The sequence below is a fragment of the Billgrantia saliphila genome (assembly GCF_002930105.1).
GTDB lineage: Bacteria > Pseudomonadota > Gammaproteobacteria > Pseudomonadales > Halomonadaceae > Halomonas > Halomonas saliphila.
Window position 1 is genome coordinate 95725 of the sequence record NZ_PJRN01000014.1, and the last position, 20900, is coordinate 116624.

Annotated in this window: 20 protein-coding genes; 9 read left to right on the plus strand and 11 right to left on the minus strand. The window is 65.9% G+C overall.

Annotation, left to right across the window (positions count from 1 at the left end):
* Window positions 1-210: 210 nt before the first annotated feature.
* Genes smc through ccmA form a run of 10 tightly spaced genes read right to left on the minus strand, consistent with a single transcriptional unit; the run spans window position 211 to window position 10813 of the window.
* Window positions 211-3705, minus strand: coding sequence for a chromosome segregation protein SMC (smc, locus tag CYJ07_RS15530; protein ID WP_104204621.1), 3495 nt, complete (start codon window positions 3703-3705; stop codon window positions 211-213).
* Between the two features lie 4 nt (window positions 3706-3709).
* A complete protein-coding gene (ccmI, locus tag CYJ07_RS15535; protein WP_104204622.1) occupies window positions 3710-4942 on the minus strand; it encodes a c-type cytochrome biogenesis protein CcmI in 1233 nt (410 codons plus the stop codon).
* Complete coding sequence (locus CYJ07_RS15540) at window positions 4939-5412, minus strand: cytochrome c-type biogenesis protein (RefSeq protein ID WP_104204623.1); 474 nt, start codon at window positions 5410-5412, stop codon at window positions 4939-4941. Before CYJ07_RS15540 ends, ccmI begins: the two co-directional genes overlap by 4 nt.
* The gene (locus CYJ07_RS15545; protein ID WP_104204624.1) at window positions 5403-5936 is read right to left on the minus strand and encodes a DsbE family thiol:disulfide interchange protein; all 534 of its coding nucleotides are present in this window, start codon (window positions 5934-5936) and stop codon (window positions 5403-5405) included. The genes CYJ07_RS15540 and CYJ07_RS15545 overlap by 10 nt, the downstream gene beginning before the upstream one ends.
* Window positions 5933-7939 (minus strand): heme lyase CcmF/NrfE family subunit, encoded by a 2007-nt coding sequence (locus CYJ07_RS15550; protein WP_104204625.1) that lies wholly within the window; start codon window positions 7937-7939, stop codon window positions 5933-5935. Before CYJ07_RS15550 ends, CYJ07_RS15545 begins: the two co-directional genes overlap by 4 nt.
* Before the next feature lie 12 nt (window positions 7940-7951).
* Window positions 7952-8455, minus strand: coding sequence for a cytochrome c maturation protein CcmE (gene ccmE, locus CYJ07_RS15555; RefSeq protein ID WP_104204626.1), 504 nt, complete (start codon window positions 8453-8455; stop codon window positions 7952-7954).
* Window positions 8445-8684, minus strand: coding sequence for a heme exporter protein CcmD (gene ccmD / locus CYJ07_RS15560; protein WP_104204627.1), 240 nt, complete (start codon window positions 8682-8684; stop codon window positions 8445-8447). The genes ccmE and ccmD overlap by 11 nt, the downstream gene beginning before the upstream one ends.
* The gene (locus tag CYJ07_RS15565) at window positions 8684-9424 is read right to left on the minus strand and encodes a heme ABC transporter permease (protein ID WP_104204628.1); all 741 of its coding nucleotides are present in this window, start codon (window positions 9422-9424) and stop codon (window positions 8684-8686) included. Before CYJ07_RS15565 ends, ccmD begins: the two co-directional genes overlap by 1 nt.
* 14 nt (window positions 9425-9438) lie before the next feature.
* Window positions 9439-10176: a heme exporter protein CcmB gene (gene ccmB / locus CYJ07_RS15570; protein WP_104204629.1), complete on the minus strand. Its 738-nt coding sequence runs from the start codon at window positions 10174-10176 to the stop codon at window positions 9439-9441.
* Window positions 10163-10813 (minus strand): cytochrome c biogenesis heme-transporting ATPase CcmA, encoded by a 651-nt coding sequence (gene ccmA, locus CYJ07_RS15575; RefSeq protein ID WP_422666969.1) that lies wholly within the window; start codon window positions 10811-10813, stop codon window positions 10163-10165. Before ccmA ends, ccmB begins: the two co-directional genes overlap by 14 nt.
* A 212-nt stretch (window positions 10814-11025) precedes the next feature.
* On the opposite strand from ccmA, the gene CYJ07_RS15580 reads away from it, so the two are divergent.
* The 5 genes from CYJ07_RS15580 to CYJ07_RS15600 all read left to right on the plus strand — a co-directional run bounded on the left by CYJ07_RS15580 (window position 11026) and on the right by CYJ07_RS15600 (window position 15009).
* Window positions 11026-11493, plus strand: a complete 468-nt coding sequence (locus CYJ07_RS15580) for a LexA family protein (RefSeq protein WP_104204631.1) — start codon at window positions 11026-11028, stop codon at window positions 11491-11493.
* The gene (locus CYJ07_RS15585; protein ID WP_104204632.1) at window positions 11493-12110 is read left to right on the plus strand and encodes an IMPACT family protein; all 618 of its coding nucleotides are present in this window, start codon (window positions 11493-11495) and stop codon (window positions 12108-12110) included. The genes CYJ07_RS15580 and CYJ07_RS15585 overlap by 1 nt, the downstream gene beginning before the upstream one ends.
* Window positions 12111-12221: 111 nt before the next feature.
* Window positions 12222-12806, plus strand: a complete 585-nt coding sequence (locus CYJ07_RS15590) for a chromate transporter (protein ID WP_104204633.1) — start codon at window positions 12222-12224, stop codon at window positions 12804-12806.
* The gene (locus CYJ07_RS15595) at window positions 12803-13333 is read left to right on the plus strand and encodes a chromate transporter (protein WP_104204634.1); all 531 of its coding nucleotides are present in this window, start codon (window positions 12803-12805) and stop codon (window positions 13331-13333) included. Before CYJ07_RS15590 ends, CYJ07_RS15595 begins: the two co-directional genes overlap by 4 nt.
* 68 nt (window positions 13334-13401) lie before the next feature.
* Window positions 13402-15009, plus strand: a complete 1608-nt coding sequence (locus CYJ07_RS15600; RefSeq protein ID WP_104204635.1) for a gamma-glutamyltransferase family protein — start codon at window positions 13402-13404, stop codon at window positions 15007-15009.
* A 24-nt stretch (window positions 15010-15033) separates the two neighbouring features.
* Here the strand turns inward: CYJ07_RS15600 and CYJ07_RS15605 are convergent, their stop codons facing one another.
* The gene (locus CYJ07_RS15605) at window positions 15034-16422 is read right to left on the minus strand and encodes an MFS transporter (RefSeq protein ID WP_104204636.1); all 1389 of its coding nucleotides are present in this window, start codon (window positions 16420-16422) and stop codon (window positions 15034-15036) included.
* Window positions 16423-16930: 508 nt separating this feature from the next.
* On the opposite strand from CYJ07_RS15605, the gene CYJ07_RS15610 reads away from it, so the two are divergent.
* The 4 genes from CYJ07_RS15610 to CYJ07_RS15625 all read left to right on the plus strand — a co-directional run bounded on the left by CYJ07_RS15610 (window position 16931) and on the right by CYJ07_RS15625 (window position 20889).
* Complete coding sequence (locus CYJ07_RS15610) at window positions 16931-17662, plus strand: iron-containing redox enzyme family protein (protein ID WP_104204637.1); 732 nt, start codon at window positions 16931-16933, stop codon at window positions 17660-17662.
* Window positions 17663-17784: 122 nt separating this feature from the next.
* Window positions 17785-19239 (plus strand): aldehyde dehydrogenase family protein, encoded by a 1455-nt coding sequence (locus CYJ07_RS15615; protein WP_104204638.1) that lies wholly within the window; start codon window positions 17785-17787, stop codon window positions 19237-19239.
* A 37-nt stretch (window positions 19240-19276) separates the two neighbouring features.
* The gene (locus CYJ07_RS15620; protein WP_104204639.1) at window positions 19277-19756 is read left to right on the plus strand and encodes a GlcG/HbpS family heme-binding protein; all 480 of its coding nucleotides are present in this window, start codon (window positions 19277-19279) and stop codon (window positions 19754-19756) included.
* Window positions 19757-19872: 116 nt separating this feature from the next.
* Window positions 19873-20889, plus strand: a complete 1017-nt coding sequence (locus CYJ07_RS15625) for a 2Fe-2S iron-sulfur cluster-binding protein (protein WP_104204640.1) — start codon at window positions 19873-19875, stop codon at window positions 20887-20889.
* The last annotated feature ends 11 nt before the right edge of the window (window positions 20890-20900 follow it).

Below are 20900 nucleotides of genomic sequence, written 5' to 3' on the forward strand. Positions count from 1 at the left end.
ATCACTAGGGCGCCATGCCGGATGGATGTTCGTGAACAGCATAGCGCGATTGCCAAAAAAAAGGCCACTTTTTTTATTTGTCAAGCCCCGGCATTCTCACTCGCGAGTTCAATCGACCCTGCGCATTTACCTATCATTACGTTTTTTGAATGTGTCCGAAATGCGTGTCGGACCTTCTGATAACGCTTTCGTCCCTCTCTTTCAAGTCCCTTACGCCTCGGCCAGCGCGGCGGCTTCCTCTACCCCGACGGCTACCAGGCGGGATACTCCCGGCTCTTGCATGGTGACCCCCATGAGCCTTTCCGCGGCCTCCATGGCGATCTTGTTATGGGTGATATAGATGAACTGAACGGACTCCGACATGTCCTTCACCAATCGGGCATAGCGTCCCACGTTGGCATCATCGAGCGGTGCATCGACTTCGTCGAGCATACAAAATGGAGCCGGATTGAGCTGAAAGATGGCGAATACCAATGACAATGCCGTTAGTGCCTTTTCCCCACCCGAGAGAAGATGAATTGTACTGTTCTTCTTGCCGGGCGGACGCGCCATGATGGCCACACCGGTGTCGAGCAAATCCTCCCCGGTCAGCGTCAACCACGCGGTTCCACCTCCAAAGACTCGCGGAAAAAGTGACTGTAGTCCCTCGTTGACCCGTTCGAAGGTGTCGCGAAAGCGGGTCCGCGTTTCCTGGTCGATGCGTCGGATCGCTCGCTCCAGGGTCTCCAGCGCCTCATTGAGTTCCGACTGCTGGGCCTCGAGATAGTTGCGCCGCTCGGCCTGTTGGTCATACTCCTCGATCGCCGCGAGGTTGATCGCGCCCAGCCGGCGAATGCGCTCGCCGGTCTCCTCCAACCGCGTCTGCCAGGCCGATTCGGTGGCATTGGGATCGAGTTCGGCCTCCAGCGCCATGCCCTCGTGGCCGAGTTCGGCAAGCTGTTCGTCCTGGGTCTCGGCCTTGAGCGCCAGCGCCTGCACCTGCATGCGCGCCTCCTGCAAGCGCTCGCGGATGCCCTCCAGGTTGCGCTCGTGGTTCTGCCGCGCCAGCTCGTCCTCGCGCAGGCGCTCCACCAGTTCGGCGGCACGCGCACGCACCTCGTTCAGCGCGCGCTCGTCGCTCTCGCGTCGATGCAACAGGTCGTCGAGCTTCTCACGCTGCTCCTCGTCGGGCTCGCGCAACGCCTCGAGCGCCTCCGTCAGCTCTTCGCAGCGGGCCAGGAGCCGCTCGCGTGCATCGCCGCTGCGCCCTTGCTGCTCGGCCAGACCGGCACGCTCGGTGGAAAGCCGCTGATGCTCCAGTGCCAGCTGCTGGGCCCGCTCGTTCAGCGGCCGCTGGCGGGAGCGCAGCGATGCCAGTCGTTCGCGCGCCTCACTGCGGGCCCGCTCGAGCCGCTCGCGCCGCTCGGCGCCATCTTCCAGGCGCGCCATGGCCAGCTGCCACTGCTCGCGCGCCTCCTCGATAGCCAGACGCGTCTCCTCGCCCGTCTCGCGCAGGCCCTCGAGCTCCTCGGCGAGTTCACCGGCACGGCCCTGCAGATGCTCCAGCCGACTGGCCAGGCCGCTGTCCTGCACCGCCAGCTGCTGCTGTTCACCGGCCAGGCGGCGTTCCTCCTGGCGAATCGCTTCCAGTTCACGCTCGGCCTGCTCGGCACGCTCGCGCTCGGTGTCGATCATGGCGTCGCGCTCCGTCAGGGCGGTTTCGACCCGGTCGAGCTCGGCGGCCACCTCCTCCAAGCGACGCCGGCTGACCAGCAGCGCATCGGGACCGGCCCCCTGGCCCCGGTGGCGCACCCAGTCGCGCCCCAGCCACAGGCCCTGCGGAGTGATCAGGCTCTCGCCGACGGCCAGACCGTCGCGCGCGGCCCAGGCCTGGTCGTCGCTCTCCACGCAGCGTATCGGCGCCAGCCAGGCCGTGGCGGCACCGGCCCCACGCACCCGGGCGGCTAGACTGTTGGGCTTGAACTCGACAGCGGCATCAGGTGAGAGCGCCCCCAACTCGGCGGGCGGCTCGGCACTCGCCATGCGGGCGCTCTCGGGGTCGGCGAGTCGCGCCTTGAGCCAGGGTGCCAGCACCCAGGAGACGCTCGCTTCCCAGCCGGGTTCGACGTCGAGTGCCTCGCCCAGCCGCGGCGCCTCGCCCAGGCCATGGGCCTGGAGATGTTCCGCCAGCGCTTCGTCGGGATCGGTGAGTGCGGCCTGGATCAGCGCCTCGAGCGAGGCGAACTCGCCCTGCAGCGCGCTGCGCCTGGCGCGCTCGGATTCACGTTCGCGCTCCAACGTGGCCGCCGCCTCTCGGGCGGCGTCGCGGCTGTTCTGAAGCTGCTCGCGGCGGGCTTCGACGCCCTCCTGCTCGAGGGCGAACTCGGCCAGGCGCTCGCGCAGCTCGTCCCGTCTTGCCGTCAGCTCGGCCAGGTCGGGCAGTTCCTGCTGTTGCTGTTGACGGCGCTGGGCGTCGGCCTCGAGCCGGGCCAGGCGATTCTCCAATTCGCGCAGGCGATCCTGGCTGCGCTCCGCTTCGCGGCTTGCCTCGCGCCAGCCTTCGTTGAACGCCTCGAAAGCCTGATCGGCCTCCTCGGCACCGGGCTCGGCCTCCTCCAGCATCGCCTCGAGCTCGGCGAGCTGCTCGGCGACCTCCTCCTGCTCGGGCAGCAGCGTCTCGAGGCGTTCCTCGAGCCGCCCCCACCGCTCCCGGTCGTTTTCGCCCAGGCGGTCGAGTTCGGTCAGCTCGTGGCGGGCGCTCTCCAGGTCGCGGGCGAGTTGGCTCTCGCGGCTACGCGCGTGTTCCAGGCTCTGCTCGAGCCGGGCGATGGCGCCGGTGGTCTCGAAGAAGCGCGCCTGGCTCGCCTCGAGGGTCTCGGCCAGGGCATCGTGGTCGGCGCGGGCCTCCTCGAGTCGGGTCTCGCACTGACGCATGCCGAGAACCTCGCGCTCGACGGCGGTTTCCAGCTCGCGTACGCGGCTCTCCTCCTCGCGCTGCCGGGCGCGCAGGGCTCGACCGCGCAGCAGAGCCAGCTCGCCCTTGAGCCGGTGCTCCTCCTGCTTGAGGGTCTGGTAGCGACGCGCCGCCTCGGCCTGGCGCTTGAGCCGCTCGAGCTGCTTGTCGAGTTCGTCGCGGATATCCTCGAGACGTTCGAGGTTCTCGCGGGTGCGGCGCATGCGATTCTCGGTTTCGCGACGACGCTCCTTGTATTTGGAGATGCCGGCGGCCTCTTCGAGGGTCGCACGCAGTTCCTCCGGACGCGCCTCGATGAGCCGCGAGATCATGCCCTGACCGATGATGGCGTAGGAACGCGGCCCGAGGCCGGTACCGAGGAAGAGGTCGGCGATGTCACGCCGACGGCATTTCTGCCCATTGAAAAAATAGCTGGACTGGCCGTCGCGACTGACCTGACGCTTGACCGCGATCTCGGCATACTGGGCGTAGATACCGCCCATGGTGCCGTCGCTGTTGTCGAAACGCAGCTCGATGGCGGCCTGACCCACCGGCTTGCGCGCGGTGGACCCGTTGAAGATGACGTCGGTCATCGATTCACCGCGCAGGGTCTTGGCCGAGGATTCGCCCATGACCCAGCGCACGGCGTCGATGATGTTCGACTTGCCGCAGCCGTTGGGGCCGACGATCGCGGTCATGTTGCCGTCAAAGGGCACCGTGACCGGATCGACGAAGGATTTGAAACCGCTCAGGCGGATCGAGGTGAGTCGCATCCGGCTATTCTATGACACGGTCGATCACGACCTCCACGGCTTCTTTATCTTCGACGTCGCCGACCGGCACGCCTTCCACGTCACCGTACATGTCGCCCATCTCGGGTGCGGCACCGCCGCTCTTGGTCACACGGACCAGCAGGCGTACCTCGCTGGCCTGGGACAGGCTCGCTGCATCGGACATGGCATGGCGATCATCGAGCGTGAGCGTGACCGGCAACTCGCCGAGGGTCAGCCGGGCGACCGCCAGCGGCGGTAGCTCGCCCGCCATGTCGCGGGCGATGACGAACACGCGGGTGTCGGCGTCGAGCAGCCCCTCGAGGCTTTCGTCGAGGCTGACGCGGACCCGTACACCCGGCCCCTGGGCCACGGCGGCCTCCCGCTCCTCCGATGTCATGCCGAGACGCTGCTGAGCGATCCGGATGCCCTCGCGCAGCGCCTGGGAGGAGCTCGAGTCGGACATTCCCGCGATGGCGCGACGCCAATGGTTGATGGCCTGCTCGTAATCGCCCTCGTCGAAGGCATGGACGCCGAGCAGGCCGAGAATGGTGGGCTCGCGTGGGTCGCGCTCCCGCACCTCGTCGACCAGCGCCTGGACCTCGTCGGTGAGCGAGCGGTCGGCCATGAAGAACAGGAGCTGCGCTTTCTGCGCCAGCAGTGAGGGTTCGCGCCCTTCGAGCTCGATCAGGCGGTCCAGCGCCCCGATGGCGGCTTCGCCCTGGCCCGAGTCGCGATAAAGGGGAAACAGCGAAGCCCAGACATCGGCATTGTTCGGCTGCCGCTGGGCTTCCTGCTCGAGACGCTCCAGCAGGGCCGGCAGCGAGTCGCTCTGCTGGAAGGCTTCGAACAGGCGCAGGTCGCCCTCGGCGCCTTCGTGCTGGTACCACAGCATGGCCGAGATCACCAGCGCCAGCGCCACGACGGGCACCGCGAAACGGCCGGCAGTCGGCGACTGCAGCGGCCCGCGGGCCAGATTCTCGGTATCCTCGAGCAGGCTGCGGTCGAGTTCCAACCGGTCCTCGTCGAACTGCGCACGGTCGATGTCGCCGCGCTCCAGCGCCGCCTCCAGCGACGTCAGGCGACGCCGGTAGATCGCCACGTTCTGCTCGGCCGCGCGGTCGTTGGCTTCGAAGCTGGCCTGGGCGTCGTGTACCCGGTGCGCACGCCGCAGCGGCGCCACCAGCAACCAGAGGGCCGGCAACAGCAGCAGGCCGAAGGATAGCCACAGCACGATCATTGGCCGTTCCCCCGGTTGATCAACGTTTCCAGGCGCTGGCGCTCCTCATCGCTGAGGGCGCGTGCCGAGGCGTTGCGCCGTGCGCGCACCATCAGCATCACCAGTATGCCGCCGGCCACGACCAGCACCGCAGGCAGCCCCCACAACAGGTAGGTGCGACCTTCCAGACGCGGGTTGTAGAGAATGTACTCGCCGAAGCGCTGCACCATGTGATCGCGAATCTCCATGTCCGAGCGCCCATCCTGCAGCAGCTGATAGACGCGGTCTCGCATGTCGCCCGAGACGGGTGCATCGGAGTCGTTGATCGCCTGGTTCTGACAGGTGGGGCAACGCATGGAGGCGGTCAGGCTGTCATAGCGCTTTTCCAGCACCAGGTCGTCGAATTCGCGCACCTCGATGGCGGCGCCCTGCACCAGGCCGGTCATCAGCAGCAACAGCGTGGCGGCCAGCATCCAACGGATCACTGCCATTTTTGCACCTCCGGCAGGATGTGTTCACGAAGGTCGGACGGCGAGATGTAGCCGGTATGGTGGTAACGGATGATGCCGTCGCCGTCGACCAGAAAGGATTCCGGGGCTCCGTAGACCCCCAGCTCGAAGGCGAGCTCGCCCTCGGGATCGAAGATGTTGACCTCGAACGGGTCGCCGAACTCCTCGAGGAAGCCCAGCGCCTTGTCGCGGGTGTCCTTCCAGTTGACGCCGACGAGACGCACGCCGCGATCGGCCAGGTCGAGCAGCTGCGGCATTTCGCGCTTGCATTCGGGGCACCATTCGCCCCAGACGTTGACCAGGGTGACCTCACCCTGGATCAGCGATTCGTCGACGCGCCGCTCGGGATCTTCCAGCGTGACCAGATCGAAGGACGGGAAGGCCCGCGCCTCCTCGACCAGCTTCGACTCGCGATGGAACGGATTGAGCCCCAGCCCCAGGTAAAGGAAGAGCATCAGCAGCAGGAAGCCAATGAGCGGCAGCATCAACAGCAGACGACGACTCATGCCGTAGCCTCCCGTGCCGTGTCCTCACGAGCGCTGTCCTCGGGATCCCGCGACGTGGCCAGGCGCCGATAGCGCCGGTCGACCACGGCCAGCACCCCACCTATTGCCATCAACAGCGCGCCGAGCCACAGCCAGCGCACGAACGGCTTGTACTGCACGCGCATGGCCCAGCTGTTGTCGCCCAGGTCCTCGCCCATGGCGACGTAGAGGTCACGGAACAGGCCGGGGCGCAGCGCCACCTGGCTCATGGGCATGCCGCGCGCGATGTACACGCGCTTCTCCGGGTTCATCGTGAAGCTGCGTCGGCTGTCGCCGCGGCGCACCTCGATCTCGGCGCCGTCGGCGATGTAGTTGGGCCCGCGGCGGCTGGTCAGCTGCTGCATGGTAAAGGTGTAGCCGGCGACTTCGACGCTGTCGCCGGGCGCCATGCGCACGTTGCGTTCGATCTCGAAGTTGGATACCACCGCCACGCCGATGATGGTGACCGCCACGCCCAGATGACCGAGCTGCATGCCCCAGTAGGCCAGCGACAGCTTCCTGAGCCCGGCGCCGAACGACTCGGCGCGACGGGTCTTGTCGTAGAGATCGCGCAGCGTCGGCAGCACGATCCACATCGCCGCCACCAGGCCGAGGGCGACCCAGGCGTTCCACTCGCCGCCGATGACGAACGGCATGACCGCCGCGATGACCAGCGCCGCGACGCCGGCGAGCCACAGCCGCTTGACCAGCAGGCGCGGATCGGTCTGCTTCCAGCGCGCCGTCGGCCCCAGGCCCATGAATACGCACATGATGACCGTAAGGGGGACGAACAGGGCGTTGAAGTACGGCGGGCCCACGCTGATCTTGCCCAAGTCGAGTGCGTCGAGCAGCAGCGGGTAGACGGTTCCCATCAGCACGGTGACGGTCATGATCACCAGCATGATGTTGTTGATCAGCAGCAGGGCGTCACGCGACAGCCAGTTGAAGCCGGTGCGGTGGCTGACCCGCGGCGCGCGCAGAGCGAAGATCAGCAGCGACAGCCCCACGGTGATGCCCAGCAAGATCAGGATGAAGAAGCCGCGCGAAGGGTCGTTGGCGAAGGCGTGTACCGACGTCAGCACGCCGGAGCGCACCAGGAAGGTGCCCAGCAGCGACAGCGAAAAGGTGAAGATCGCCAGCAACACGGTCCAGCTCTTGAACGCGCCGCGCTTTTCGGTGACCGCCAGCGAGTGCATCAGCGCGGTACCGGTCAGCCACGGCAGCAGGGAGGCGTTCTCCACCGGGTCCCAGAACCACCAGCCGCCCCAGCCCAGCTCGTAGTAAGCCCACCAGCTACCCAGCGCGATGCCCACGGTAAGAAAGGCCCAGGCCAGGTTGGTCCAGGGCCGCGCCCAGCGGGTCCAGGCCGCATCGAGGCGGCCGCCGAGCAGGGCGGCGATGGCGAAGGCAAAGACCACCGAGAAGCCCACATAGCCCATGTAGAGCATCGGCGGGTGCAGGATCAGACCGATGTCCTGCAGCAGCGGGTTGAGATCGGCGCCGTCGCTCGGCACATTCGGCAGCAGGCGCTCGAAGGGGTTGGAGGTGACCAGCACGAAGGCCAGAAAGCCGACGGCGACCAGGCCCAGCACGCCGATTACGCGCGCCACCATGTCGCGCGGCAGCTCGCGGGAGAAGCGCGACGCCAGGTAGCCCCAGCCGGCCAGCATCAGGCTCCACAGCAGCACCGAGCCCTCGTGGTTGCCCCATACCGCGCTCAGCTTGTAGTACCACGGCAACATCGAGTTGGAGTTGTTGGCCACGTTGGCCACGCTGAAGTCGTCGAGAAGATAGCTCGCCGTGAGGCAGAGGTAGGCAATGACCACGAACAGGAACTGACCGGCGGCCATGGGACGGGCATAGGCCATCCACAGCGGCCGACGCAGCGCCGCGCCGGCCAGCGGCATCACGCCCTGTACCGCCGCCATCAGCAGAGCGATCACCAGGGCGAAATGACCGATTTCAGGGATCATACGAATGAACATGACGTCTCCGGATCAATTCTGGCCCGCGCGATCTCGCTGCTCGACGCGCTCGGCAACCTCGGCGGCCTTGGCCTGGTAGTCGGCTGGGGAGTAGCCGGCCGCTTCGAGCGCCTCGGACACCTCGGGAGGCATGTAGTTCTCGTCATGGCGCGCCAAGACCTGATCGGCCTTGATGTAGCCATCGCGCTGCAGCTGGCCGACCACCACCACGCCCTGCCCTTCGCGGAACAGGTCGGGCAGGATGCCGCTGTAGTGTACGCGCACGTCCTCGACGTAGTCGGTGACGGTGAATTCCACGTCCAGGCTGTCGGGGTTGCGCCGTACGCTGCCCTCCTTGACCATGCCGCCGGCGCGTAGCTGTCGTTCGTAGGGCGCGTCGCCGGCGACGATCTGGATCGGGCTGAAAAACAGGTTGATGTTGGCGCGCAGCGCATAGAGCGTCAGCCCCACGGCGATCGCCGCGAGGGACACCAGGCCCAGGGCCATGAAGAGCTTCTGTTTACGTTTAGGCCTCATTGGCGCTTTCACCCCTGCTAGTTTGAATCGGTTGCGTCATGCCGGTGCGCCCGGCCTGATGGGCTTCGCGACGTATGCGGCGCTGCAACTGGCGCAGGACTTGGCGACGCTCGAAGCGGGCATGGAACACGGCGCCCAGCAACAGCACGGCGGTCAGGCCCCAGGCCGACCAGACGTAGCGCGCATGCCCGCCCATGGCGATAAGTTCCTGGACGCTGTCGAAAGCCATCAGTTCGCCTCCTCGGCCAGCTCGCGCACCCAGCGCTTGTTGGATTCGCGGCGCAGGATCTCGCTGCGCGTGCGCATCAGGGTCAGGGCGATGAAGAAGCTGTAGAAGCCCAGCACCATGATCAGCAACGGCAGCCACATTTCCATCGGCATGGCGGCACGCCCGGTGACGGTAAAGGTGGCGGGCTGATGCAGCGTGTACCACCAGTCCACCGAATACTTGATGATTGGAATATTGATGACGCCCACCATGGCCAGCACCGAGGCGGCGCGCGACGCGCTGTCGCGGCTGGCGAAGGCGCCACGCAGGGCGATGACGCCGAGGTAGAGGAACAGCAGGATCAGCATCGAGGTGAGGCGCGCATCCCACATCCACCAGGTGCCCCAGGTGGGTACCCCCCAGACCGCGCCGGAGAACAGCGCGACGAAGGTCATGGCGGCACCCAGCGGTGCCATCACGGTGGCCGCCATATCGGCGATCTTGATCTTCCAGACCATGAAGACCAGCCCCGTCACTGCCAGGGAGACGAAGATCGACTGAGCCAGGAAGGCAGCCGGCACGTGCACGTAGATGATGCGGAAGCTGTTGCCCTGCTGGTAGTCGGCCGGGGCGAAGGCCAGCCCCCAGATGGTGCCGGTGACGATCAGGATCAGCGCCGCCGCCCAGAACCAGGGCTGCAGACGCGCGCTGATGCCGTAGAACCACTTGGGGGAACGCAATTTGTTAATGAAGGCCCACATGCCTCGTCAACCTCTCAACCGTTGATACTGATGCGCAGCGACGCCGCGATCGCCAATGGCGCGAAGATCAGGGCCAGCGCCAACAGAGCGCCGAGAATCGCCAGATGCGCCAGCACGCCATCACCGAAGATGGCCGCCTGGACGGCTCCGGCACCGAAGATCAGCACCGGGATATAAAGGGGAAGCACCAGCAGCGACAGCAGCACGCCACCGCGGGAGAGCCCCACCGTCAGCGCCGCTCCGATGGCACCTATCAGGCTGAGACTGGCGCTGCCCAGCGCCAGTGAAACGGCCAATACCACGTAGCTGCCCGCTGGAAGCGCCAGCATGAGACCCAGCACGGGCGCCATCAGCGCCAGGGGCAAACCGGTCAGCAGCCAGTGCACCGCCACCTTGGCCAGTGCCAGCAGCGCGAGTGGCTGCGGCGTCAGCAATAGCTGTTCCAACGAGCCGTCGTCGTAATCGGCTCGAAACAGGCTGTCCAGCGACAGCAGGGCCGCCAGCAACGCCGCCACCCACAGCAAACCGGGAGCGATGGCCGCCAACAAGGCCGGATCGGGCGAGATGCCGATCGGAAACAGGGTGATCACGATGGCGAAGAAAACCAGGGGGTTGAGCACCTCGCTGCGCCGCCTCAACAGCAGCATCAGATCACGCTTGAGCGTTGCCCACACTGCGACAGCCAAACCGCCGCGAGGTTCCTCGCCCGCCACCCGGATCTCCTTCGTCAGCGCCCCGTCAGTTGCCGACATCGAGCCCTCCCCCGCCCAGGCGGATACGACGCAGCTCGGCGCAGGGCGTGAGCTCATGATGGGTCGTGACCAGTACGCAGCCGCCCGCACGGGCATGCTCGAACAGGCGCCGCTCCAGGGCTGCGACACCGTCGCGGTCGATCGCGGTGAAGGGTTCGTCGAGCACCCACAGCGGGCGCGGCGTGAGCGAGAGGCGCGCCAGCGCTACGCGGCGCTGCTGCCCGGCGGAGAGCTGACCGGCCGGCACATCCTCGAAACCGGCCAGGCCGACCTCTTCCAGTGCGGCGAAGCGCGCCGCCTCACCGCCGCGCTGGCCGGCCAGGGCCTGATACCAGGCCAGATTTTCCAGCGGCGTCAGCGCCGCCTTGACCCCCGGCGCATGGCCCAGGTAAAGCAGGTTCGAGAGGAAGATCTCGCGGGCTTCACGCATCGGCCGGCCGTCCCAGAACAGCTCACCCTCGTAATCCGCCAGCTGACCGGAGAGAATCTTGAGCAACGTGGTCTTGCCGCTGCCATTGGGGCCTTCCACACGAACGATCTCGCCCGCCTGAATGTCCAGGCTCAGCCCCTGGAACAGCCAGCGGTCGTCACGTTCGCAGGCCAGGTTTTGCCCTTGCAGACGCAGGCTCAACGGCACTCTCCGGGAAGGCTGAATTCGCCGCCGATGCTACACCGAATGGCTTTTTGCCGCTAGCGATCCAGGTGCGTCACGGCGCCACCCTTGCCTCAGGTCAAGTCAGCCGAATGCGGTTGGAACTTGCCACTTACGAGACGGCTGATATGATGCCAGTTACCTGTAAATTTCCACAGGGTCGCTCAGAGGGGGGAAATGCCGTGTCCACGCCTTCCATGAAATACCTGTTCCGACGCCCGAATCACGCCATCGCCGAATCATGGGCCGACGTCGAGGCCACCGATCTCATCGAGGTGCCGCTGCTCGGAGACGTCTCGGCGGGCCTGCCCATCGAGGCCTGCCCGACCGGTGGCGTCATTCGCGCCCCTGCCTGCATGGTGCGGCGCAATACCTATGCCCTGCGCGTGCGCGGCGACTCGATGATCGATTGCAACATCTTCGACGGCGACGTGATCATCATCGAGCGCCAGGAGAGCGCCGAGAACGGCGAGACCGCGGTCGTGCTCATCAACCAGCAGGAAGTCACGCTGAAGAAGCTCTACATCGAGAAGAACGGCGTCCGCTTGCAACCGGCCAACGAAAGTATGCCGCCGATCTACCTGAAGAACAGCGACATCCAGGTCATCGGCATGGTGATGGGCGTGGTGCGCCAGCAGGACCGCGAGCGCGAGTTGACCCACTGATGCGCTATCCGGTCCCGGACCTGCCCGCCGGCGGCTGGCGGGAGAGCGTCACCGAGGTGGAAAAGAGCCGCTTCATCGCCTGGCTCTGCCACGCCCCGGACGCGGCCGCCTTCGAGGCGGTACTGGCCGAGGCCCGGCGCATTCACCCCAGTGCCAGCCATCATTGCAGCGCCTTCATCGCCGGGCCGCCGGGAGAGCAGAACGCCATCGGCTTCTCCGACGACGGGGAGCCCGGCGGTACCGCCGGCCGTCCCATGTATCAGGTGCTGGAGGGCGCCGGGCTGGGCCAGGTGGGCTGCGTGGTGACGCGTTATTTCGGCGGCACCAAGCTCGGCACCGGCGGCCTGGCCCGCGCCTACGCCCAGGCGGTGACACGAGCGCTCGACGACCTGCCCCGGCGGGAAGTGGTCGAGCGTACCGCGCTCAAGCTTCAGGTCGACTTCGCCGGCGAGGCCGAGGCCCGCGCCTGGCTCGAGAGCCGCGACGTTCTCGTCGAAGCGGTCGATTACGCCAGCGATGGCGTGCTGCTCACCGCGAACTGGCCGAGCGACATAGTCGTCGACCTGGCGCCGCTCGAGGCCAGGCTGCGCGGCAGGCTTGCCGTGGTCGACGACTAGACGCTGCCGTCACCTCCGATTTGTACACCCCATTTGCGCGCCGCCGCCGCGTTAGGGTAAACCTTCCGAAGCATCGACCCTGCGCTTCGTCCCCGTGAATGAGGAGCCTCCATGACGCCGCATGCCAAGGCGCCGCTCAGCGCCCTGTTCTGGGCCTTTACTCGCATCGGCCTGTTCGGCTTCGGCGGCGGCCCCGCGATGATCCCGTTGGTGCAGCAGGAGGTGGTCAAGCGTCACGCCTGGCTCAGCGACGAGGAGTTCGCCGACATCCTGGCCATCGCCAACACCCTGCCCGGCCCCATCGCCACCAAGATGCCCGGCTACATCGGCTTTCGGCTGGCCGGCACGCTTGGCTGCGCGATCGCCGTCGGCGCCGTCATCCTGCCCATGATCGTCACCATGATCGCGCTGCTCACCACGCTGAGCCGCTACCGCGACGTGGCCTGGATCCGCGGCATGGGCCATGCCGTGGTACCGGTGGTGATGGTCATGATGGGCCAGCTGGCGCTGGATTTCTGGCAAAAGTCGCGACTCGCCCTGGGCTGGATCGCCAGCCTGGTCATGGCGGCGGGGGCCGGCGCCCTGATCTATCTGGCGGGCGTGCACCCCGGCCTGATCATCGGCGCGCTGCTGGCGATTGCCCTGCTGTGCCCGCTGCCCAAGCACCAGGCAAAGCGCAAGGAGACGAGCCCTTGATCTACTGGCAGCTCTTCCTGGCCTTCTTCATTCCCAACATCGTCGGCTACGGCGGCGGCCCGGCGATCATCCCGCTGATCGAGGCGGAAGTGGTGGGCCGCTACGGCTGGATGAACGCCCAGCAGTTCGCCGAGACGCTGGCGCTCGGCAATGCCTTGCCAAGCCCCATCGCCACCAAGATGGCCGGGTACGTGGGCTACGACGTGGCCGGCATCGGCGGCGCCCTGGTGGCCGTACTCGCCACCGTGGTACCGACCCTGCTGCTGATGCTGGGCGCACTGGGCTTGCTCTATCGCCACCGCGATTCGCCGCGCGTCAAGCGCATGAGCCAATGGGTACGACCGGTGATCGCCGTGATGATGGCCTGGCTGACGTGGAGTTTCTTCAGCGCAGGACTGGAAGGCGCCGGCCCGCTGCATACGCTGCTGATCGCCACGGTCTCGGCGATTGCCCTGGTGCGTTTCCGTACCCATCCGGCCTTCGTGATCCTGGCCGCGCTCGTCTATGGGGGCCTCCTCCTCGGCTGAACCCCGCGGCCAGGCACCAGCCCTCTGCGACGCATCGATACCGTGCCCCAACCTTCAAGGAGCCTCCCATGCAGCATGACGCGCACTACTATCCCAGCCCTTCGCGGCGCATGGCCACGTTCGGCAGCCGCGGCATGGTGGCCACCTCGCAGCCGCTGGGCGCCCAGGCGGGCATGCAGATCCTACAACAGGGTGGCAATGCCGTGGACGCGGCGATCGCGACCGCCGCGGCGCTGACGGTGGTGGAGCCGACCTCCAACGGCCTGGGCAGCGACGCCTTCGCCATCGTCTGGATCGACGGCAAGCTGCATGGGCTGAATGCCAGCGGCCCGGCACCCCGGGCGGCGACCATCGAGGCCGTCAGAGCGCTGGGGCACGAGCGCATGCCCGAGCAGGGCGTCGTACCGGTCACCGTGCCCGGCGCCCCGGCTGCCTGGGCGGCACTGTCCGAGCGCTTCGGCAAGCTGCCCTTCACCGACCTGCTGGCACCGGCCATCGCCCTGGCGGAGGAGGGATTTCCCGTCTCGCCGACCGTCAACCGGATGTGGGAAGAGGCCTTCGAGGCCTATCGCGGCAGCGACGACCCCGCACTGAAGCCCTGGTTCGATGCCTTTGCCCCCGACGGTCGGGCGCCTCGCCCCGGCGAGCGCTGGGCGGCACCCGATCACGGCCGCACGCTGCGCGCCATCGCCGCAACGAACGGCGAAGCATTCTACCGCGGCGAGCTTGCCGAACGCATCGATGCCTTCTTCCGCGAGCACGGCGGCCTGCTGCGTCGCGAGGACCTGGCCACCTTCGAGCCCGAGTGGGTCGAGCCGATCCGCACCCGCTATCGCGGCCACGATATCTGGGAGATTCCCCCCAACGGCAGCGGACTGATCGCCCTGCAGGCGCTGGGCTTGCTAGAACGCCTGGGCGAGGCAGGGCGCGACCCGGTCGAGACCTTGCACTGGCGCATCGAGGCCACCAAGCTGGGTTACGTCGACGGGCTGCGCTACATCACCGAGCGCGAGGCCATGGGGCCGAGCGTGGAACAGCTGCTGGCCGACGATTATCTACAGGCCCGCGCGGCGCTGATCGACGAGCAGGCGCTGGATCCGGTGCACGGCAATCCGATCAAGGGCGGTACCGTGTACCTCGCCACCGCCGATGGCGACGGCAACATGGTGTCGTTCATCCAGAGCAACTATAAAGGCTTCGGCTCGGGCATCGTGGTACCGGGTACCGGCATCAGCCTGCAGAACCGCGGTTGGGCGTTCTCGCTCGACCCCGGGCATGCCAATGCGCTGGCGCCAGGCAAGCGCACCTACCACACCATCATTCCGGGCTTCATCACCCGCGACGGCACGGCGGTGGGGCCGTTCGGCGTGATGGGCGGCTACATGCAGCCGCAGGGCCACGTTCAGGTGATCACCGCCATGCTCGACGATCGCCTCAATCCCCAGGCGGCACTCGACATGCCGCGCTGGAAGTGGACCCGGGGCAGGACCGTCGAGGTCGAGCCTCATTTTCCCGACCACCTCGCCCAGGCCCTGGCGCGCCGCGGCCACCATATCGTCAAGCGAGCCGACTCGCTGAGCTTCGGCCGTGGCCAGGTGATCCTGCGCGACCGCGACAGCGGCGTGCTATGCGGCGGCACCGAGCCGCGCACCGACGGCGCCGTGCTGGCCTGGTAGTCGACCGACCGCAAGGGAACGACGTCAGGAGGCGACGACCTGCATCGGCTGAGTGAGGCGAAATAGACTGACCAACAAGGCTACCAACGCAAGCAGAGCCGCCAACCACAGGGCCAGAGATACACCACCGAAAGGCAATGCCATGACCAGCGCAACCAAGGCTGAGCCTAGGCACTGGCCGAAGGTGCGCAGCGTTGCCAGCACCCCCGAAGCGCTTGCGCTCAGCACCAAGGGGGCGCTGCCGATGATTTCGCGGTTGTTCGGTGCCTGGAAGAAGCCGTAGCCCAGCCCGCAAATCAGCGAAGGTATCAACATATAGATCGCCGTGCCGTCGGCACTCATCCAGCCCAGCCCGGCCATACCACCCAGAAACAAGGCCAGCCCCCCTGCCGCAAGCAGCGCTGGATCGCGCTTATCGGCCAGGCGACCGGCCATGGGCCCAGAAATCAGTAACGCCAGAGGCCACGGGGTGAAGAGCAGGGCCGCCTGCAGTGGCGACACGCCCATCACGCTCTGGTAGAGAAAGGGCAGCGCGACAAAAGCCGCCCCCTGGGCAGTGAAGGCCAGTACCGTCACCAGGGAGGCAGTAGCAAAGCGTGGTTCCGCGAACAACCCCAGCGGCACTAACGGAGAGGGCGTGCGTCCTTGCCGCCAGACGAAGACAGCAAGGGACAGCAGGCTGAGCGCGGCAAGCCCGCAGACCAGAACGTAATGCCCCGAATGGCCGAGTCGCTCCACGGTCAGCACGAATCCTCCCATCATCGACGCGGAGAGCAGCGCCCCCGGCCAGTCGAAGCCGCCTTTCTGCCAGGGCTCGAACGGCAGTGACCGCCAAGCCAAACCGATGGCCAGAAGACCTACCGGAACATTGACGGCAAAGATCCAAGGCCAGTTGGCCAGTGAGAGCACCAAGCCCCCCAGGGTGGGCCCCGAGGCCAGGCCAAAGGCGACGACCATGGCATTCAGGCCGATCGCCCTCCCCAGCAGTCGGTGTGGAAAGATGGTCCGATAAAGCGATGGCCCCAAGCTGAATATCGCCGCCCCGCCCAGCCCCTGCACGACACGACAGGCCAGCAGCAATTCCAAGCTTGTCGAGAGTGCCGCACCTAACGCGCCCAGGGTATAGAGCACCAAACCGCACCAGAAGACACGCCACTGCCCTGCCAGGCGACTGAAAGCCGCAAAGGTGAGCAGCGAGGCGGCACATGCCAACTGATAGGCGGTTGCCACCCACACCGCCTGAGATTCGGGAACGCCCAGGCCATGTGCCAATGTCGGGAGAGCGATGTTGACGATGCCAAGGTCAAGCACGGCCATCAAGGTGGCCAACACCACTACCAGGGTGGCTAAACGGCGTTGCCTCCCGTCCAGCCCCGCATCGCCGGGCCGCTCCTCGAAGAGCCGCTTCAGCATGACATACCCTCACCATGCGAGCACCGCCCTACCCATACCGCTTCCCCACGCACCGATCTGGCATGGCAACGCTTGGCCATGTTTGCTGCCTCAATGGTCATGTCACATCTTCCGGAACAGTCTATATATCCGATTCAGCACATGGTATACCACAAGCCATTATCGTGCTATCCGACTTGAAATGAGGCCCCGCCGAGCCATTCCCGAGCCATCTCGTGCGTGCTCGCAAGCCTGCGAGGAGCGTCACTGTCATGGTCTTCAAAGGACACGACTCCCCTATCCACACAGCGCCAGGCTGGTATCGGCCAATAATTTGACCCAAGTCAGAAAATCCCTTGACAGGAAGATCGAGAGGAAATTACGCTTCTTTCATGGCTTTTGGTATACCATAAGCCATCCACGAAAAACCCGGCGAGTCGCCGGACGTGTCGGCTATCGACACAAGGCAAACAACAACAGCGCGGCCTGCCGAACCAGGCGGCGTTCAGGCAACCAGGAGTCCTCCCCCATGGCACAGTTGATGAATCGCGACGAATTCCGTACCGCCCTGGAAGAAGCCATCAAGGGCAAGAGCGCCAACAAGGCACCGTTCAGCGTGGCCTGGGCCAGCGGCAAGCTGTCCCGCGACCACCTCGCCCGCTGGGCCGAGAACCACTACCACTACGTGGGCCCGTTCGCCGACTACCTGGCCTACATTTACGCCAACACCCCCGAGAACTACACCGAGGCCAAGGACTTCCTGCTACAGAACATGTACGAGGAAGAACTCGGCGGCGATCGCCATACCGACCTGCTGATTCGCTTCGCCGAGGCCTGCGGCACTACTCGCGAGCGCGTCGAGAGCCCAGACAACATGTCGCCCACCACCCGCGGCCTGCAGAGCTGGTGCTATGCCGTGGCCATGCGTGAACACCCGGTGGTGGCCGTGGCGGCGCTGGTCGTCGGCCTGGAGTCCCAGGTGCCGTCGATCTACCGCAAGCAGACCCCGACCCTGCGCGAAAAGTACGGCTTCACCGACGAAGAGGTCGAATTCTTCGACCTGCATATCGTCTCCGACGAGATCCACGGCGAACGCGGCTACCAGATCGTGCTGGAGCACGCCGATACCGTTGAGCTGCAGCAGCGCTGCTTGAAGATCTGTGAGATCGGCGCACAGATGCGCCTGCTCTACACCACCGCGCTGTACTACGACTATGTTGCCGGCGACCTACCCATCACCGAACTGGACATGGCCGCCTGATCGAGGCCGCTGACCCCGCGTGAGCCATCTGCCGACCTCGGCAGATGGCAATGCCACGCGATGCGAGCACGAATGGACACGGTCCAGCGACGATAGCCAGCGACGACAAAGAGGTAAGCGTCTTGGATAACGCAACCCAGTTTCTCAACTACATCGATGGCGAATGGGCCGCTAGCGCCTCGGGCAAGACGTTCGAGAACCGCAGCCCCGCCGACCAGGACGACCTGCTCGGCCTATTCCAGGCCTCCTCGGCCGACGATGCACGCCGCGCGATCGACGCGGCCGATCGCGCCTTCGCGACTTGGCGCGAGACGCCCATCTCGCAGCGCGCCAAGATCCTCAATCGCGCCGCCGACTACCTGATGGAGAACGTCGAGCAGTTCGCCCGGGAGCTGACCCGCGAGGAAGGCAAGCTCTTGGGCAACAGCCGGGATGAGATCACCCGCTCGGCCCAGACCCTGCGCTTCTACGCGGTGGAGGGCCAGACCATCACCGGCGAGACCTTCCCCCAGGACGACGCCAAGATGATGGTCTACACCCAGCGCGAGCCGCTTGGCGTGGCCACCATTATCACGCCATGGAACTTTCCGATCTCGATTCCGGCACGCAAGATCGCGCCGGCACTCATCACCGGCAATAGTGTGGTGTTCAAGCCTTCATCGGATGCGCCGTTGATCGGTTACCGCCTGGCCGAGGCCCTGCATCACGCCGGGGTGCCGGCCGGTGTGTTCAACTTCATTACCGGCGCTGCATCGGCGATTGGCGAAGAGCTCACCGCCAATCCCGTGGTGAAGGCCATCTCCTTCACCGGCTCTACTGCCGCCGGCGAGCGCATCCACCGTGCCGCGGCCATGACCACCCGCACCCAGATGGAACTCGGCGGCAAGAACCCGCTGATCGTGCTGGAAGATGCCGACATCGACACCGCGGTGGATCTGACCGTGAAGGGAGGGTTCTCGCTTACCGGCCAGGCCTGCACCGGCACCAGCCGCGTGTTGATCGCCCGTAGCCGCAAGCAGGAGTACCTCACGCGGCTGGTGGAAAAGGTCAAGACGCTCAAGATCGGCAACGGCATGACCGATGGCACTCAGATAGGCCCGTTGGCCACTCGTCAACAGCTCGACACGGTGCTCGGTTACATCGAAGCAGGCAAGCAGGAGGCGACTCACGTCCACGGCGGCGAACATCTCAGCGAAGGCGACTACGCCAAGGGCTTCTATGTCGCCCCGGCCATCTTCAGCGATGTGACCCAGGAGATGCGCATCGCCCGCGAAGAAATCTTCGGGCCGGTGGTCGCGGTGATCGAGGTCGACGGCTACGAGGACGCCATCGCCAAGGCCAACGATACGCCCTATGGGCTTGCCGCCGCCCTGGTGACCAACGACATCGGCTACATCCAGCGCTTCCCGCTCGATATCCAGGCCGGCACGGTGAAGGTCAACCGCACCACCACCGGCAACCTGGTCAATGCCCCCTTCGGCGGGTTGAAGCAGTCGAGTACCTCTACGTTCCGCGAATCGGGTCGCGCCGGGCTGGATTTCTTCACCCAGACCAAGACCGTCTACATCGGCCGCTGAGCGCGGCACCGACAACCCTGACGACAAGGTGACACACATGAAACAGGTATTTCGCCTGGAATTGGAAGAAGCCAAGCTGATGGTGGAGGCCGCCAAGCAGCGCTCCGCGGAGATCGGCGTCCTGGAAACCATTTGCGTGGTCGATGACGGCGGCTATCCCCTGGCACTCGAGCGCATGAACGGCGCCCGCGTCACCGGCCCGCAGATCGCCTGGAACAAGGCCTTCACCGCCGCCGGCCACAAGCGCTCGACCCACCTGTTCAACACCGCCCCCAACGGCCCTGCCCTGCCCGGCAACGAAGCCTTCGGTATCCAGTGGAGCTTCGAAGGCAAGTTCGCGGTGTTCGTCGGCGGCTTCCCGATTGTTGTCGATGGCGAAGTGATCGGCGGCGTGGGCCTGAGCGGCGGCAACGGTGAACAGGACACCCAAGCCGGACTGGCCGCCTTGCAGGCGCTCCAGGATCACCTGCGCGAGTCCGGCCACGAAGTGATGGTCGAGTCCGATATCAAGAAGTAAGCCCGGCCGCAACCCAATAGCATCGTCAGGGCCGCGCCCTGACGACCGGCCAAGCACCGACACTCGGCAACAACGACAAAGCTTGCCTTGGAACGGGTGCGCTCGAGGAGGCTGCCATGAGCTACCGTATTACCCTCTCCGACACTTCAGAAAGCTTCGAAGCCCAGGCGGGAGAGCCGCTGCTCGAGGCCGCCGAACGCGCGGGGTTTCCGCTCGCCCACGACTGCCGCTTCGGCGGCTGCGGTGCTTGTCGCGTCAAGCTGGTGGAAGGAAGCGTCGAGTATGACGAATTTCCCTTCGGACTGACCGAGGAGGAGGCCGAGGAGGGCTATGCCCTGGCCTGCCAGGCGTGTGCCCAGAGCGACCTCACCATCAGCGCCAAGCTGTTGCCTGCGGGCTACATTCCCGCAGACTTCCACGTCGCCACCATCGAGCGGCTGGAGAAGCTCAGCCACGACGTGACCCACTTGGTGCTGCGGATTCCCACGGCCAGCGAAGTCATCTTCCATCCGGGTCAGTACCTCAACGTGATGCTGGATGACGGCAGTCCGCGCAGCTTTTCCATGGCATCGCCTCACCGCGGCGAGCTGTTCGATTTCCACATTCGCCGCGTGCCCGGTGGTCATTTCACCGGTCGCCTCGACACTCACTACCAGCCGGGCGATACCCTCGATGTGGAGCTACCCCACGGGACCTTCCGACACGACGCCGAGAGCCCGCGTGATCTGTTGATGGTGGGCGGCGGCACCGGCCTGGCGCCGCTCAAGAGCATTATCGAGTCGTTGCTGGATGAGCCCGACCGGCCAGGAATCGCGCTCTATTGGGGGGTTCGCCGCGTCGAGGATCTCTATCTCGATGAGCTATTGCGCCACTGGGCCAAGACGCTGCCCGATTTCCGCTACGTGCCGGTGCTTTCGGAAGCCGACGCCGAATGGGGCGGTCGACGCGGCTTCGTGCATGAGGCCGTCTGCGAGGACTTCGCCGACCTGAGCGCCTTCGATGCCTACCTGTGCGGCCCGCCGCCGATGATCGCCGCCGCCAAGGCGAGCTTCTCCCAGCGTGGCCTGGACGTCGAACGCATCTATGCCGACAGCTTCAACTTCACCCATGAACTCGAAGGCAGCGTTGCCTGACGCATCGCCGG

Coding starts and splice junctions, on each gene's coding strand:
- CYJ07_RS15625 (WP_104204640.1), top strand. CDS start 19,873: ATGAGCTACCGTATTACCCTCTCCGACACTTCAGAAAGCTTCGAAGCC.
- ccmD (WP_104204627.1), bottom strand. CDS start 8,684: ATGGCTTTCGACAGCGTCCAGGAACTTATCGCCATGGGCGGGCATGCG.
- CYJ07_RS15610 (WP_104204637.1), top strand. CDS start 16,931: ATGGCACAGTTGATGAATCGCGACGAATTCCGTACCGCCCTGGAAGAA.
- CYJ07_RS15590 (WP_104204633.1), top strand. CDS start 12,222: ATGACGCCGCATGCCAAGGCGCCGCTCAGCGCCCTGTTCTGGGCCTTT.
- CYJ07_RS15550 (WP_104204625.1), bottom strand. CDS start 7,939: ATGTTCATTCGTATGATCCCTGAAATCGGTCATTTCGCCCTGGTGATC.
- CYJ07_RS15600 (WP_104204635.1), top strand. CDS start 13,402: ATGCAGCATGACGCGCACTACTATCCCAGCCCTTCGCGGCGCATGGCC.
- smc (WP_104204621.1), bottom strand. CDS start 3,705: ATGCGACTCACCTCGATCCGCCTGAGCGGTTTCAAATCCTTCGTCGAT.
- CYJ07_RS15605 (WP_104204636.1), bottom strand. CDS start 16,422: ATGCTGAAGCGGCTCTTCGAGGAGCGGCCCGGCGATGCGGGGCTGGAC.
- ccmB (WP_104204629.1), bottom strand. CDS start 10,176: ATGTCGGCAACTGACGGGGCGCTGACGAAGGAGATCCGGGTGGCGGGC.
- CYJ07_RS15545 (WP_104204624.1), bottom strand. CDS start 5,936: ATGAGTCGTCGTCTGCTGTTGATGCTGCCGCTCATTGGCTTCCTGCTG.
- CYJ07_RS15540 (WP_104204623.1), bottom strand. CDS start 5,412: ATGGCAGTGATCCGTTGGATGCTGGCCGCCACGCTGTTGCTGCTGATG.
- CYJ07_RS15585 (WP_104204632.1), top strand. CDS start 11,493: ATGCGCTATCCGGTCCCGGACCTGCCCGCCGGCGGCTGGCGGGAGAGC.
- CYJ07_RS15620 (WP_104204639.1), top strand. CDS start 19,277: ATGAAACAGGTATTTCGCCTGGAATTGGAAGAAGCCAAGCTGATGGTG.
- ccmE (WP_104204626.1), bottom strand. CDS start 8,455: ATGAGGCCTAAACGTAAACAGAAGCTCTTCATGGCCCTGGGCCTGGTG.
- CYJ07_RS15565 (WP_104204628.1), bottom strand. CDS start 9,424: ATGTGGGCCTTCATTAACAAATTGCGTTCCCCCAAGTGGTTCTACGGC.
- CYJ07_RS15580 (WP_104204631.1), top strand. CDS start 11,026: ATGAAATACCTGTTCCGACGCCCGAATCACGCCATCGCCGAATCATGG.
- ccmI (WP_104204622.1), bottom strand. CDS start 4,942: ATGATCGTGCTGTGGCTATCCTTCGGCCTGCTGCTGTTGCCGGCCCTC.